Below are 13,578 nucleotides of genomic sequence, written 5' to 3' on the forward strand. Positions count from 1 at the left end.
TTATGCATCGAAAAAGCTCAAAAATGCTGGTTTATTGCAGCAAAAAGCCTATTGGCATCGCAGTTGCTTAGCGTAAATCATGAAAAGAATCCTGCCACTGATCCTTGCTTTCACGCTGCTGCATGCTGGTTGTAGTAAAAAAAATGAGACGTCTTCATCTGCGACCTCGGAGACGCCAACCCTCACGCTCTACGTAGCCGCCAGCCTGACGGATGTCATGCAGGAGATCGGCAAAGCCTTTGAGACTGATCACGACGTGAAGCTGGTCTACAATTTCGCCAGCTCGGGCGCCCTTGCGCAGCAGATCATGGCAGCGCCTCGGGCGGACGTCTATGTCAGCGCGAACGAGCGCTGGATGAACGAGGTCGACAAGGCCGGTGAAATGGCGCCCGGCACACGAAAGCTTCTGCTGCACAATGCCCTGGTGGTGATCGAAAATGCCAGTGGCGACTACTCCATGAGCGGTCCGCTTGATCTGCCGGGGATGGATTTTAAGTTTCTCTCTGTCGGCGACCCCGGGCATGTCCCGGCCGGTCGTTACGCCAAAAGGTGGCTGGAGGGCGTGTCGAGCCCCGATGGTAAAACCGTCTGGAGCCAGCTGGAGGGCCGGCTCGCCCCGGCCCCTGACGTGCGCGCCGCTCTGGCTCAGGTCGAGGGTAAGGACGACGTCATCGGCGTAGTTTACCGCACAGACTATCTCGCTTATAAGGACAAGGTGAAGCTCATCTATCAGGTGCCCACTGATGTGATAAATATCGCCTATCCGACGGCCGTCCTCTCCGCCAGTAAGGAGCCCGCTCTGGCCGGGGAGTTCGTGGACTTCCTCTTCAGCCCCGAGGCACAGAAGCTGCTCAGCGACGAAGGTTTTATCGTGGGAGACACCAAATAAATGGAATCTGTTTTTTCCGTCATCGTATCGACACTGGGGTGGGCATTGTTGTCCACCCTGGTTGTTATGCTCGCCGGGGTCCCGCTGGCCTATCTGCTGGCGCGGCGCGAGTTCATCGGTAAGCGGGCCATCTCGGCCATCGTCAGCCTGCCCATGGTGCTGCCCCCCACGGCGGTGGGCTATCTACTGCTGAGCCTGCTCGCTGACAATGGCCCGCTGGGCAGAAATACGATCGGGATCGACCTGGATATCCTTCTCAACTGGAAAGGCATTATCGTGGCCTACAGCGTGATGTCGTTCCCGCTTTTTGTGCGCACGGCGCGGGTGAGCTTTGAGGCGGTGAGCCCGCGATTGGAGGCCATGTCGCTGACGCTGGGGCGCGGCCGCCTGCACACTTTTCTCGTCATCACACTGCCGCTGGCTACACGGGGGTTGATTGCCGGTCTCATCCTGGCCTTTACACGGGCGATGGGTGAGTTTGGAGCGACGGTCATCCTCGCCGGTAACATCCCCGGCCGCACGCAAACGCTGGCCTCGGCGATCTATAGCGCACAGCAGGCCGGTAACGACCACCGCGCGAACATCCTGCTGGCGACGGCGTTGGGGCTGGGTTTTGTGCTGGTTTACCTGACCGAGCGCTTGTCGGTCATGCCGGGTTTCAGGGAGAACCGCCTGTCTGGGCGCTGAGCCATGGAAGGACGCCTAGACATTCACCTGAGGGTGCCGCTGGACCAGTTTGTCCTGGAACTTGAATACACCTCCACCCAGCCGGTGATCGGTGTTTTCGGTCCCTCCGGCTGCGGGAAAACAACACTGCTGGAGACGGTGGCAGGCATTCGCAAGATCGCCGGTATCGAGGGCGTGATCCGCTTTAACGGTACGGCATGGCTCGACTCCGAGCATAAGGTCAACCTGCCGCCGCAGTCGCGCGACATCGGCTATGTCCCGCAGGACCACCTGCTTTTTCCGCACTACAGCGTAAAAAAGAATCTGCTCGCGGGGCAGGCGAGGGCGGTCCGCAGCCGCCACGACCCGGAGGCCACCTTTCGGGATGTCGTGCAGACCCTTCATCTGGAGCCACTGCTGGAGCGCACAGTGTCCACACTCTCCGGTGGGGAACGCCAGCGCGTAGCCCTCGGTCGCGCCCTGTGCTCAGGACCGGGACTGCTCCTGCTCGACGAGCCGCTGGCCTCGCTGGACATTACCCTGCGCCGCCGCGTGCTCCCGTTTCTCCTGAAAGTCCGGGACCGCTTCCGCATCCCGATGCTGATTGTTTCGCACGACCCTTTTGAGCTTCAGGCCCTGTGCAGCGAGGTTATCGCCCTGCGCCGGGGGCAGATGATCGCCTGCGAGCCTCCGGCCCGGCTTTTTACCCGCGAGGATATTTACCCGGTCGCGGCGACGCATGGTTTTGAAAATGTCCTGCCTGCGGTCATCACCGAGCATGGCGAGCACAAGACCACTGTCCGCCTGGGCGAAGACGGTACCGGCCCGACTGTTAACGTCCTGCCCGTAGAGGCCGAGCCCGGCGAACGCCTCATGCTGGGCTTCCCCGCCAACGACATCCTCATCGCCACCGAGCACTTTGACGGCCTCTCGGCCCGTAACAGCCTGCCCGCGGCCATCACCGAGCTGCGCCGCCTGGACAAGCACTTCATCGCACTGGCACAGCTGGAGGGCAGTCCGCTGGAGCCGCTGGCGGTCGAGGTCACGCCCGATGCCGTTCAGGAGCTGGGGCTCGAGCCCGGTAAGCCGGTCCACCTGCTCATGAAGTCCAGCGCCATCCGCGCCTATCTCTAAACGCATTTACAGGGCGGGAGCAGGGCACCTCTTGTCGTGCGTGAGGTGTGCAGATTGAGGTGTTGCCATCGGGCGGAGGAGGGCTTCTACTTGCTGGCTTTGACGCAATGGAATTTAACCTGAAAAAGATCCTCAAAGCGCTGCTGCTGTCTAATTCCGAGCCGCTGTCCATCCGGGACATCCAGGCCGTCATCACCCGCTACCACGAGCAGGCCGAGGCCGAGCCACCCGAGCCTGAGGCCGAGGAACCCTCCGGCGAAGGCGACGGGCAGGGCGTGATCGAGCCGATCCTGCAGCAGGTGCCGTCGCTGTTGACCGCTACGCAGATCCGTGACGCCATGGACGCCATTGCGCACGAGCTGGAGGACCAGCGCGAGGTTTACCGTCTGCTTCAGGGGCCTGCCGGGTACCGTATCGCGACCTCTCCCGAGTATGCAGACTGGGTGCGCCTGATGCGCAATGAAGCCAAGCCGATGAAGCTCTCGCAGGCCGCGATGGAGACACTCTCCATTATCGCTTACCGCCAGCCGGTCACCCGGGCCGAGATGGAGGCCATCCGCGGTGTCTCCGTGGACAGCGCCGTAAGCAAGCTGCTGGAGCTGGAGTTGATCCTCGTCACTGGCCGCGCGGACCTGCCGGGCCGCCCCATCCAGTATGGCACCACGGACAAGTTCCTGGAGTTCATCGGTGTCCGCTCGATCGAGGAGTTGCCCGCCTCGGACGTACTTTCGCCCACACAGATTACCGAGTGGTTCCGCCGCTCCACACAGGAGGACGAGCCCCTGACCGACAAGGACGTGGGCCTGCCCGAGGAGGACAAAGAGACTCCCACAGAAGAAAAAAACGAGGAGAACGCCTAAGGCCATCTGCGGCAGGACTACTTAATTTCTTTCCTGCGCACAAAAAAATCTCCGCATTTACCGATATCCCGTTTAGAAGCATTACCCATGGATCTGGAAAAAGTCCGTACCCGCATTGATGAGATTGACCGTGACATCGTGGCCAAGCTGAACGAGCGCCTGACCCTCGCCGGGGATGTCGCCGCCGCCAAGGCCGAGGCCGGACTCCCGATCTTTATGCCCGAGCGCGAGGAGCAGATCTTTATGAAACTGGCCGCGCTGAATGAAGGCCCGCTGGAGGAGGCCACCCTGCGCCGCATCTACGGAGAGATCATCTCCGTGACCCGTGCCCGCCAGCGTAAGCTCCGCATCGCCTATCTCGGGCCGGAGGCTACCTACACCGAGCAGGCCGCCGTTAAGTCCTTTGGGACCTCGATCGAGACCATGCCGCAGCGCATGATCCCGGATGTTTTCACCGCTGTGGAAAAGGGCGAAGCCGACTACGGCGTGATCCCTATCGAGAACTCCACCGGCGGGGCCGTCCTGCACTCGCTGGACATGCTGGCCGAGACCGAGCTGAAGATCGTTTCCCAGGTCTATCTGCCGATCGAGCATTGCCTGATCTCGCGATGGCCCCTGGAGGCCATTACTGAAGTACACTCCAAGGACCAGGCGCTGATGCAGTGCCGCGACTGGCTCTCCCGCCACCTGCCCAAAGCCCGCCAGATCGAGTGCGAAAGCACGGCACAGGCGGTCCGCCTCTCGGGCGAGCACGAGGGCATGGCCGCTATCGCCTCCGAACTGGCCGCCGTCAAGTACGGTGCTCCGGTCTTGGCCCGAGGCATTCAGGATCGCTCGGACAATGTCACGCGCTTCCTCGTCATCGGGGCCAAGCCCTGCGGGCGCACCGGCGGTGGTGCTGACAAGACCAGCCTGGTCTTTTCCATCAACGATGAGGTCGGGGCCCTCGAACGCGCCGTCAAGGCCTTCAGCTCGCGCGAAATCAACATGACCAAGATCGAGTCCCGTCCGAGCCGCCGCAAGGCCTGGGACTACCTGTTTTTCGTGGACATCATTGGCCACTGGGAGGACGCCGTCGTTCAGGAAGCTGTTGCGGACCTCAAAAACGCCTGCCGCCTGGTTAAATGGCTGGGCAGCTACCCGAACACGAAGTAGCTCAATTTTTTTCTCATGTCCGACGAAGCACCGCGACTGAGCCTGTTCTCCGGTAAGCGGGGCAAATGGCTGCTGGGGATCGGCTTTGCCATCCTCGTCCTGGTGCAGGGCTACGCGATTTACGAGCAGGGGAATCCCTTTAACGACCGCCCCTTCGACGGGGAGACCTGGCGGATGTTTGCCGGTAGCGAAGTGCCCGACAATCCGCGCGGCAAGATGGCTACGGCCGTGATGCATGAGGTGCTGCGCCCCGGCATGAGCCGTGCCGAGATTATCGAAATCCTCGGACCACCCGAGGTAGCCGCACAGGCCGGTGGGATCAACTCATGGCCACCCATCCGCTACCGACTGGGGATGTGGTCGGGCGAGCGTATGCACGATGACTGGTTGGAGATTTTCTTTGATGCCAAGGGCGGCTTCGACCATGCTGTGCTGATCCACCCGTAAGTGTTTGATTGTATTTTAGCTAGCCCCCAAGAGGATTGAGTCGGATAAGCACATGAATATTCAATACGACTCAAACTTTCCAGTGACCGCAGAAGCGGTTAAGGAAATAGAAGGAAATGAGATCGTGTTCAATTTCCTTGGACATTGGCCGTCTTTTACGGACATGGAAGTGTTGTCTCTACGCCTTGATCGTATGGACAGGAATCCCTCTATATATTCCGATCTGACGGCAGAGTTTTATATTTACGACTTATCGAAGTCCCCCAGTGACAAAGATAGAAAGCAAGCGTTCCTGGAGATACTGTTTTCTGGTTTGCGTGATCTCAAAGTCGAAGGATGGACCCATCAAAATCCTTTGCAAGGCCTCAGTATCACGATTAAAGATGGGAATTATTTCTCCGTCTACTGGGGTGGTGGATTAGGACATGATGCATCATTTTGCTGCGATTCGATAAGAGTTATTCGACTCCGTGACCGGAATCCATTTCTAGAGGTTCAAGACTGGTAGGGGAACCGTTATACTTATTTAACAACATGAAATTAGCCACAGAGGCGCAGAGGATGTCGAGAGGCTCTCCGCTTTTCTGTGGCTGATGATATATAATATCTAAATAAAAGCCATGACCCAACCTCTGCGTATCGGTTTCATCGGTGCTGGCGGTAATACCCGCCTCATGCACCTGCCGCGTTTTAAAGCCATCGAGGGCGTCGAACTCGCCGTCGTCTGCAACCGCTCCGAAGCCTCCTCGCAAAAGGTGGCCGAGGAGTTCGGGATTGCACGCACCGCCCCGGACTGGCGGGCGGTCGTGGCCGACCCTGAGGTGGACGCTGTCTGCATCGGTACCTGGCCCTATACTCATGCGGAGATGACTGTCGCCGCACTGGAGGCGGGCAAGCATGTGCTCTGTGAGGCCCGCATGGCGCGTAGCCTGGAGGAAGCGACATCCATGCTCAAGGCGGCCCAGAAGTACCCCGAGTTGGTGGCGCAGATCGTGCCCGCACCGTTTTCTTTCAAGTACGATGCCACCATCATGCAGATGCTCGCCGAGGGCACGCTGGGTGCTCTGCGCGAAATCCGTGTGGCCCATCTGACAGGTGCGGGCGCTGATGCTTCTACACCGATTACCTGGCGTCAGGATGCCGGGCTGAGCGGCAAGAACATCATGACCATGGGCATCCACTACGAGACGGTTCAGCGCTGGCTCGGAGAGAAGGACCCGGCATGGGTACAGGCCACGGGGGCGATCTACACCCCTGAGCGTCCCGATGCACAGACGGGCCAGATGAAGCCTGTGGGCATCCCGGACACGCTCAATGTCGTCGCGGGCTATGAGGACGGATTCCAGCTGGTGATGACTTTTAGCTCGGTGGCCACGGGCGCTGCCTACTGGGGGATGCGCGTGGACGGCTCGCAGGCCAGTCTGCGCTACGATCTGTCCAGCCAGAGCCTGTTTCGCACAACAGTGGAGCAGGGGAGCGAGGAACCCCTCTCGGCTATTCCCGGCACGGAGGGAGACTGGCAGGTCGAGGAAGACTTCGTGGCCTCCATTCGCGACGGAAAGGCCGTGACCCTGACGAGCTTCGAGGACGGGGCGCGCTACATGCGCTTCACCGAGCGCGTCTGGGAATCCTGGACCAGCGAAGGCCGCCGCGTAGCGTTTTAAAAGCATTCTCGGAGCCTTTGATAAAAAACCTTTGCCAGCGGGGCAGGTTCGGCTTTTGCATGTACGGCTTATGGCCAAAGTTGATCTTGAACTCGTCAAACTCGTCCTGCAGCGCAACGAACTGGATGTGCGCCAGGTCTCTCAGATTATCGAAGACATCAACGTGGAAATGTCCGCGATGGTCGAGGACGAGCAGAAGCCGCCGCCCGTCAAAAAGCAGTTTGTCATGATGGTCTCTGACCCCGAGGGCAAGCTGGCCGGGCAGAACATGACCGGCTGGGTCCTGCAAATCCCCGAAGAGGACAGCCCCTACGTCGCCAACGAGCGCCTGATCAAGTCCGGCTACGCCTATAATGCCTCTCCGAAGGGCCGCCGTATCCCCGTGCAGTCCATCGGGGAAATCTGCGAAGTCGTTACCACGAAGTTTACCAAGGAAAACAACGTGTGGATCAAGACCAAGGAGCCGATCCTGCTCGTGACGACCGATAACAAGCTGCCCATGGACAACAGCGGTAAGTTCTAGCGCCACCGCCGCAGGGCTCTATCCAGCCCAAACAATTTGTCACCCCGGTACGCAGTTCATGCGCCGGGGTGCTTTATTAGTCGAGGGCGGTTGTTGCCCGAGAGCTGCAGCGTCCGGGGTCCCGGACGCCGGGGGCATTAATCAACATTCACACCATAATCGTTGCTCTGCGAGTCGTTGTTCTCGGTAAAGCTCATGCCAAAGCCGTCGTTGACGGTCGTGGTCTGCTCACTCTGGCAGCCGCCGAGCAGGCCCCCGGCAACGAGCAGGATGAGGGCGTTAAGACGAAAAACACACTTTGTTGTTGATGAAGGGATCATGGTGGGTGAATATTGATGCTTGGCCGGGTCCCATGCAACGACGAACCGGCGAATCCCGCCAGGTCCGGAAGGAAGCAACGGTAGTCAGGATTCGCGTGTGCCGTGGGGTGCCTGGCCTTTTTTATGCCCGGATTTCATGCGGTGCGGGGGGCAAAATACGTCCCGACGACTTTTATTCGTTGAAGCCCCGGCCCGGTTCCACAAGCTGTTTGACCATGGCTGAAGCCTATCAGGTTATTGCCCGCCGCTGGCGCCCGAAGCAGTTCGACGAGCTCGTCGGGCAGGAGCATATCGTGCGTACGCTCAAGAACGCGATCGACACCAACCGCATCGCTCACGCCTACCTCTTTGTCGGTCCGCGCGGCACCGGTAAGACCACGACCGCCCGGCTCTTCGCCAAGGCCCTCAATGCCGAGGGTGGCCCCAGTGCCACGCCGGATAACTCTACCGAGATCAGTAAGGCCATCATGTCCGGCTCCTGCATGGACGTGATCGAGATCGACGGTGCCTCTAACAACGGCGTGGACCAGATCCGCGACCTGCGCCAGGAGTGCCAGTACGCACCGGCCCAGGGCACCTATAAGATCTACATCATCGACGAGGTGCACATGCTTTCCAATCAGGCCTGGAACGCACTGCTGAAGACTTTGGAGGAGCCGCCCTCACACGTGAAGTTCATCTTTGCCACCACGGAGGCCCACAAGGTCCTGCCGACGGTGGTCTCGCGCTGCCAGCGTTTTGAGTTCCGCCCGATCACAGACGAGAAGATCGCCGCCAAGCTGGGCGAAATCGCCGAGGCCGAGTCCATCGATATCGCCCCGTCCGCACTGGCGACGATCGCCCGCATGGCCGACGGCGGCATGCGCGATGCCCAGTCGATCCTGGACCAGCTCATTTCCTTCTGCGGAAACAAAATCTCTGACGAAAACGTGCTCGATGTCTACGGGCTCGCCTCTGAGGACGACCTCAAGGCACTGGCTGAGGCCATGGCTGCCGCCGAGCACCAGAAGCTATTTTCCATCATCGAGCGTCTGGCCTCCGAGGGGCGCGACCTTTACCGGCTCCTGTTGGACATTCAGCGAATCGTCCGCGGGGCATTGCTGGCGGCCATCGCTAACGGCGGGCAGACGGATATGCTGACTACGCCGCTCACCGCCGAGTCGCTCACCCGTATGCTCGATGCGCTTCAGGCTGCCGAGGGCTCTGTACGGCAGGGGCTTTCCCAGCGTGTAAACTTCGAGGTGGCGCTCCTAAGGGCCATCGACCAGAGTCGATCGCGCGCCATCGACTCCCTTATCAAAGAGCTTTCCCAGCTTGCAGCCGGCCTCCCCGAGGATGCCGGCCAAAAAAAAATAAGCCCACCGCCTGCGCCTGAGAAGAAGCCTGCACCGACCAAGCGGGAGGCTGCACCCAAGACTCTGGAAAGAGCCCCCAAGGCACCGCAAGCCGCTGAGCCTGCACCGGCAAAGATGGCTCCTGCTGCCAAGGCTGAAGCCGCTGAGCCTGCACCGCCGCCCATTCAGTTGCCCCCGGCCAAGGAGAGCTTTCGCGTAAAGCCCGAAGCGCCCGAACCCGTCAGCCCTAAGCCTCAGGAAACGCAGCAGGCAAAAAGCACTCCGCCCATCGTAGTGTCTGACGACGACGTGCCGCTGGAGGTCCTGGAAGCGGCAGCTGCTTCAGCCGGGGACGGGGGCGACGAGTATGACTACTCGGCCAATGACGACGTGGTGGTCAGCTACGGCGGTGATGCCGAAGAGGCCTCTTATCCTGGCAGCAAAGCCTTCGAGGCAGCCCGTGAGAAAATCTCGCCGGCGGTTTTGGAGCTGCTGGATGAGCGCCTGCGGGCAACACCCAAGCTGTTGAAAAAGGTGCCGCCCGAGCCCAAAGACCCAACCGAGGCTACCGCAGCACCGGAGGCGATTGCCGAGGAGCTGGCGGATATTTCCGAGGACGAAAACGAAGAGTAGCGCCAAGCTCTCACGGCTTTCACCCGGGCATAAAAAAGCGCCTCCGGCCTGAGCCGAAAGCGCTTTTGTGAAAATACCTGTATGTGCGTTGGGCTCTATGCCGTACGCGTCTTTGAGCGGAGCCGGAGGACCAGCCCCAGCGTCAGCAGGCCTGCCAGTGCGGCGTAGTGACCCGGCTCAGGCACATTACTATCAGCCGTGATGCCGTAGGTGCCCCCATCCGCGACCATAAAGCTGTAGTAGCCCTCCTCGTAGGTGGCGAGTGTGTCGTCCACATCAATCATGGCCCAATTACCGGCCATGTACTCCCAAATCATGATAGAATCCTCATCGAAGCCCTCCCCAAGGTAGAAGGACATAATCATCTGGGTGTTCGTCAGACCGGTGAGGTCGATGGTGCCGCCGTCAAAATAATCAGCCACGACCGGGGCCGGCAGTTCACTGCCTGTGAGCGTCAGATCCCCCGAGCCAGCGTTGTCAGCAAAAGAGATGATGACATCGCCGCTGTCGATGGATACCCGCTGAGCGCTAAAACTCTGGCTCAGAGTGCTGCCTGCGTAATCAGTCAGCCCGCTGACCTCGAACTGGTTCGAGCCGTTGATGATACCGCCCCAGGAGTTGACACTACCGCTACCGCTGAAGGAGCCCGCAGTGACTATCGTGTAAGTGTCCGAGGCTAGATTCCCCAGGGAAAATATATTGATTGTGCCGTAATTGGTTAAGCTTCCGCCTGCTTCAAGCAGGGTCGCATTCTTGGATACGCCGAGGTTGAGTGAGCTGTTCACACTGATCTCGACATCATTAGTACTGTTGAGCTTACCGCCATCCGTGATGTTGAGCGTGCCTGCACCAACGATTCCAATGCCGACACTCCCGTACAAATTCCAGGCTGAGCCATTTCCTGAAATGGTCATACCGCCGTCTGAGATATAGCCGACGTACGAACTGCCGCTGCTCAAGGTACTGCCATCATCAATGTCTACCCAGCCTTCGCTACCTATCCCGATACTGATGGTCTGAGAGCTATTTCCACCCGTACTCCAGAATGAGTTGCCGGGGGCGGGATCTGTACCACCCGAGGGGGTGATCGCCCCGTGCGCCCAACTGCCTGCGAGTAAGAGAGCCCCAGCGCTAAGCATCAGCTGTCCGATCGTTTTCGGACAAGTAGACGCGAGATGATAACCGATACGTTTAGTAGCGAGATAATTCCCCATAACCGATCATTTGCATACCGCGCGGCCCCTACGGGGGCAATGAGACGTTCCCTAATGCAGCCTATTAATTGAATAACTAATGGGGCGAATGGCTTATATTAGGATGTTGCGGCGGCGAGCCACAACAATGCGGCACTTAGACAGCCATTTAGGCTGATTAGCGCATATCCCAGATCGGCGCAAAAACGTCGCTGCTCATCCAGCCTTGCTCACCGGTGGCGGTGACGACGTAGGCATAGTCACCATGCGTTTTCTTGATGTCGGCCGGTTGGCCTGCGTGCAGGAAGCTCTTGGCCGGGCTGGTAGAGGTCGGGGCTAGCTTGAGCGGAGCGTCGTCGGTGAGGACAATGCCCTCCTGACTCATGAAATGGTAACCGGCCAGTCCGGTCCCACTGACTCCGAGCCCGATCACACAGAGCGTGAGCAGGAGCGGACGCCAGGGGCTGCGCCAGCGAAAGAGAGGTGGCAGCACGATGAGAAAGGCTGCGCCCCAGAAGCTCACGACAGCAAGCCAGGTCCAGGTGTTGACGCCTGCGGCCTGCGCGTAGTTTTCATACCAGGTGCGCGCTGGCGGGTCTACCTGAGCGGCGTCCTGAGCAAGTTTCAGGTTGGCGCGGGCATCGGCATTATCAGGGTTCAGGACGAGGCAGCGCTCGTACTGAAGGATGGCCCGGCCATACTGCCCGTCGCGGTAGTAGGCGTTACCGAGATTATAGTAAACCGTCGCGGACGGGCTCTCGGCGAGCAGGGCAGTATAGCCGTCGATAGCCGGCTGGAACTGACCGTCGCTCAGGGCCTGATTAGCAGCGACGAAACGCTCGTCGAGACTGCCCGCCGAGGCGGAGCTCTCCTGTGCCTGGAGCAGAGCGATACCCGAGCACAGGACGATAAAAAAGGTCAACAAAGAGCGTTTCATGAGAGTTTCATCAGTTGGCTGCTGAGAGCTTCCAGGCGGGCCATCTCTTGTTTCAGGTTAATGTCTGCGCCGTGTCGTCCACCAAACTTGAGCGCGTCCCCGGCATGGAGGAAGCTTTGGGCCTGCTCGCGCGTGGCCGTATCGACCTGCCGTGTGGCCAGTAGACTGTCGATTTCATCCGCAGAGAGAGCTTCGGCGGTTTGGTCCACCAGCCGGCCCGTGGTAAGCTGGATGATGCGTTGGGCCTCAGAGTAAAAAGCGTCTGCCTGGTCTGCGGCGGCGGCTTTCTGGGCAGCAGCCAGCCGAGGCTTGAGGGCCTTTCGGGCACTGACCTCGCGGGCATAGCGGGGGTCGCTGAGCAGGCGATTGCGGCGGCGGCGCGTAAGCGCGAGGATGACCAGCGCGGCCAGCGGGACGACCTGCACCCCCAGAAACCACGGAGAGCGCAACAGGGGTGTCATCGACTGCCCCCAGGTTACGACCGTGTCCCTGGCAGGGAGCAGCTCAGGCTGACGGGCCTGCGCGGCCGTCGTTCTGGTCGCGTTTGTCGCAGGCACATTCGGGCGCTGGCCGGGTGGGGCGGGCGTGATCGTTACCGGCTGCGAAGCCAGAGGAAGCTCGACGTACTGCTCCGTGTCCGGATTGAAATAGTTAAACGTGGCTGCTGGTGTCTCGGTGACGGATTCATCGCGCGGGATGATGACATATTTAAAGGTCTTCGTGCCCTGAAGACGGTAACGATCGCTCGGCGTAAAGGTTTCCTCAGGATTGTAGACGCGCCAGCCGTCGTCCTCGACCAGGGCGGGTGCCTCGAAGCGATCAAAGTTCCCGGCGCCGTCGATATTCATACTGAGCGTCATGGGCTCACCGACCTGTGCTTGGGTCGGGTCGACGCTCGGCGTGGCGGCGGTGAACTGCCCGATCGCACCGCTGAAGTTATCCGGGCGGCCCTCCTGGGGGAGCTCGAGCACGGTAAAGTCATCCTGACCGGTGTAGAGAGATAGTCGCTGTGTCTCCCGCGTGTTACGGTTGAAGAAGTTGTCAATGAGCGGGTTCCCGGTTCTGCGCTGCTGCTGACTTGGGCTCTGCACGAAGACCAGTAAGTCCTTTTGAAAAACCAGAGGATAGGTCCCTGCCTTATAGGGGGTGACGACCGCCTGCCACATGATGTCGAGATAGATAGCCCCATCGCGGGTGGCTTCGCGCTGCACCGGGGCTGAGAAATCACTGACGGCAAATGCATCACCGATCTTGAGCGGAGGCTCACCGTTGATGCCTGCGATGGGCGTGTCCTTGCGGATCAGCAGATGTACCTGGACCGGCAGGGATTCACCGACGTAGATTTTATCCCTCGGGAGCACCAGCTCCATGAGCAGGGCTTTACCGGTATCAGCCGGATCATTCGACTGGGACGCTGCGAGAATCTTTAACGTGGCCGCCGGGACAGTCTGCTGCTTCCCATCGACAGTAATCTCAAAGGAGGGCAGGGTGTAGGTACCCTCCTTCGAGGCGCGCACGCGGTACTGATGAGTCACGCCCACCTGGCTCTTCCCATTGACCACATTGACATTATGGCTTGGCCCCAGATAGGCGAACTCCAGTCCGGGCACTGGGGGTAGTGTCACGGGAGAAATGTCCAGCCCATTGAAGGCACTGAAGAAACCTCCGCCCTGACGCTCCTCGCTTACGGTATAGCGATAGACCCCGGTCTCACCGGCATACATGATGCCGGGCTCGAATGAGCTCTCGACGCGGACGTCCTGCGCGGCCAGAGAGGTGGCGAAGGTGATTCCCAAAAATATGGCGGTCAGTATACGCATGGT

At 59.9% G+C, this 13,578-nt stretch carries 14 protein-coding genes and 1 other RNA gene; 11 read left to right on the top strand and 4 right to left on the bottom strand.

What is annotated here, in order from left to right; translation table 11 throughout:
• Positions 1-79 precede the first annotated feature (79 nt).
• From modA to K0V07_RS12540, 9 genes are all read left to right on the top strand, one after another.
• On the top strand, positions 80-889 hold the full coding sequence (gene modA, locus K0V07_RS12500; RefSeq protein WP_220621725.1) for a molybdate ABC transporter substrate-binding protein: 810 nt from the start codon (positions 80-82) through the stop codon (positions 887-889).
• Positions 890-1,576 (top strand): molybdate ABC transporter permease subunit, encoded by a 687-nt coding sequence (gene modB, locus K0V07_RS12505; RefSeq protein ID WP_220621726.1) that lies wholly within the window; start codon positions 890-892, stop codon positions 1,574-1,576.
• 3 nt (positions 1,577-1,579) lie between these two features.
• Positions 1,580-2,689, top strand: a complete 1,110-nt coding sequence (gene modC / locus K0V07_RS12510; RefSeq protein WP_220621727.1) for a molybdenum ABC transporter ATP-binding protein — start codon at positions 1,580-1,582, stop codon at positions 2,687-2,689.
• Between the two features lie 107 nt (positions 2,690-2,796).
• Positions 2,797-3,549 carry an SMC-Scp complex subunit ScpB gene (gene scpB / locus K0V07_RS12515; RefSeq protein ID WP_220621728.1) on the top strand — a complete coding sequence of 251 codons (753 nt, stop codon included), beginning with the start codon at positions 2,797-2,799 and terminating at the stop codon, positions 3,547-3,549.
• Positions 3,550-3,636: 87 nt separating this feature from the next.
• A complete protein-coding gene (gene pheA, locus K0V07_RS12520) occupies positions 3,637-4,704 on the top strand; it encodes a prephenate dehydratase (RefSeq protein ID WP_220621729.1) in 1,068 nt (355 codons plus the stop codon).
• A gap of 15 nt (positions 4,705-4,719) precedes the next feature.
• Positions 4,720-5,151 carry a hypothetical protein gene (locus tag K0V07_RS12525; RefSeq protein ID WP_220621730.1) on the top strand — a complete coding sequence of 144 codons (432 nt, stop codon included), beginning with the start codon at positions 4,720-4,722 and terminating at the stop codon, positions 5,149-5,151.
• 52 nt (positions 5,152-5,203) lie between these two features.
• Positions 5,204-5,659, top strand: coding sequence for an Imm50 family immunity protein (locus tag K0V07_RS12530; protein ID WP_220621731.1), 456 nt, complete (start codon positions 5,204-5,206; stop codon positions 5,657-5,659).
• Positions 5,660-5,771: 112 nt separating this feature from the next.
• Complete coding sequence (locus tag K0V07_RS12535) at positions 5,772-6,815, top strand: Gfo/Idh/MocA family oxidoreductase (protein ID WP_220621732.1); 1,044 nt, start codon at positions 5,772-5,774, stop codon at positions 6,813-6,815.
• 70 nt (positions 6,816-6,885) lie between these two features.
• The gene (locus tag K0V07_RS12540) at positions 6,886-7,338 is read left to right on the top strand and encodes a hypothetical protein (RefSeq protein WP_220621733.1); all 453 of its coding nucleotides are present in this window, start codon (positions 6,886-6,888) and stop codon (positions 7,336-7,338) included.
• Positions 7,339-7,475: 137 nt separating this feature from the next.
• Here K0V07_RS12540 and K0V07_RS12545 read toward each other — a convergent pair whose 3' ends face one another.
• Complete coding sequence (locus K0V07_RS12545) at positions 7,476-7,658, bottom strand: hypothetical protein (RefSeq protein WP_220621734.1); 183 nt, start codon at positions 7,656-7,658, stop codon at positions 7,476-7,478.
• Positions 7,659-7,679: 21 nt separating this feature from the next.
• Between K0V07_RS12545 and ffs the strand changes: the two genes are divergently transcribed.
• Together ffs and dnaX are read left to right on the top strand one after the other, a co-directional pair.
• Positions 7,680-7,778: signal recognition particle sRNA small type (gene ffs, locus K0V07_RS12550), an RNA gene on the top strand.
• 95 nt (positions 7,779-7,873) lie between these two features.
• Positions 7,874-9,625, top strand: a complete 1,752-nt coding sequence (gene dnaX / locus K0V07_RS12555; protein ID WP_220621735.1) for a DNA polymerase III subunit gamma/tau — start codon at positions 7,874-7,876, stop codon at positions 9,623-9,625.
• Positions 9,626-9,720: 95 nt separating this feature from the next.
• Here dnaX and K0V07_RS12560 read toward each other — a convergent pair whose 3' ends face one another.
• From K0V07_RS12560 to K0V07_RS12570, 3 genes are all read right to left on the bottom strand, one after another.
• The gene (locus tag K0V07_RS12560) at positions 9,721-10,764 is read right to left on the bottom strand and encodes a hypothetical protein (RefSeq protein ID WP_220621736.1); all 1,044 of its coding nucleotides are present in this window, start codon (positions 10,762-10,764) and stop codon (positions 9,721-9,723) included.
• 232 nt (positions 10,765-10,996) lie between these two features.
• Positions 10,997-11,755 (bottom strand): tetratricopeptide repeat protein, encoded by a 759-nt coding sequence (locus K0V07_RS12565; RefSeq protein WP_220621737.1) that lies wholly within the window; start codon positions 11,753-11,755, stop codon positions 10,997-10,999.
• Positions 11,752-13,575, bottom strand: coding sequence for a BatD family protein (locus K0V07_RS12570; RefSeq protein WP_220621738.1), 1,824 nt, complete (start codon positions 13,573-13,575; stop codon positions 11,752-11,754). The genes K0V07_RS12565 and K0V07_RS12570 overlap by 4 nt, the downstream gene beginning before the upstream one ends.
• Positions 13,576-13,578 lie beyond the last annotated feature (3 nt).

It is taken from the genome of Ruficoccus sp. ZRK36, assembly GCF_019603315.1.
Lineage (GTDB): Bacteria > Verrucomicrobiota > Verrucomicrobiia > Opitutales > Cerasicoccaceae > Ruficoccus.

What these genes read in the sequence shown, in the direction of transcription:
- K0V07_RS12540 (WP_220621733.1), top strand. Translation starts at nt 6,886, where the DNA reads ATGGCCAAAGTTGATCTTGAACTCGTCAAACTCGTCCTGCAGCGCAAC.
- K0V07_RS12560 (WP_220621736.1), bottom strand. Translation starts at nt 10,764, where the DNA reads ATGCTTAGCGCTGGGGCTCTCTTACTCGCAGGCAGTTGGGCGCACGGG.
- modC (WP_220621727.1), top strand. Translation starts at nt 1,580, where the DNA reads ATGGAAGGACGCCTAGACATTCACCTGAGGGTGCCGCTGGACCAGTTT.
- pheA (WP_220621729.1), top strand. Translation starts at nt 3,637, where the DNA reads ATGGATCTGGAAAAAGTCCGTACCCGCATTGATGAGATTGACCGTGAC.
- K0V07_RS12545 (WP_220621734.1), bottom strand. Translation starts at nt 7,658, where the DNA reads ATGATCCCTTCATCAACAACAAAGTGTGTTTTTCGTCTTAACGCCCTC.
- K0V07_RS12525 (WP_220621730.1), top strand. Translation starts at nt 4,720, where the DNA reads ATGTCCGACGAAGCACCGCGACTGAGCCTGTTCTCCGGTAAGCGGGGC.
- dnaX (WP_220621735.1), top strand. Translation starts at nt 7,874, where the DNA reads ATGGCTGAAGCCTATCAGGTTATTGCCCGCCGCTGGCGCCCGAAGCAG.
- modA (WP_220621725.1), top strand. Translation starts at nt 80, where the DNA reads ATGAAAAGAATCCTGCCACTGATCCTTGCTTTCACGCTGCTGCATGCT.
- K0V07_RS12530 (WP_220621731.1), top strand. Translation starts at nt 5,204, where the DNA reads ATGAATATTCAATACGACTCAAACTTTCCAGTGACCGCAGAAGCGGTT.
- K0V07_RS12565 (WP_220621737.1), bottom strand. Translation starts at nt 11,755, where the DNA reads ATGAAACGCTCTTTGTTGACCTTTTTTATCGTCCTGTGCTCGGGTATC.
- modB (WP_220621726.1), top strand. Translation starts at nt 890, where the DNA reads ATGGAATCTGTTTTTTCCGTCATCGTATCGACACTGGGGTGGGCATTG.
- K0V07_RS12570 (WP_220621738.1), bottom strand. Translation starts at nt 13,575, where the DNA reads ATGCGTATACTGACCGCCATATTTTTGGGAATCACCTTCGCCACCTCT.
- scpB (WP_220621728.1), top strand. Translation starts at nt 2,797, where the DNA reads ATGGAATTTAACCTGAAAAAGATCCTCAAAGCGCTGCTGCTGTCTAAT.
- K0V07_RS12535 (WP_220621732.1), top strand. Translation starts at nt 5,772, where the DNA reads ATGACCCAACCTCTGCGTATCGGTTTCATCGGTGCTGGCGGTAATACC.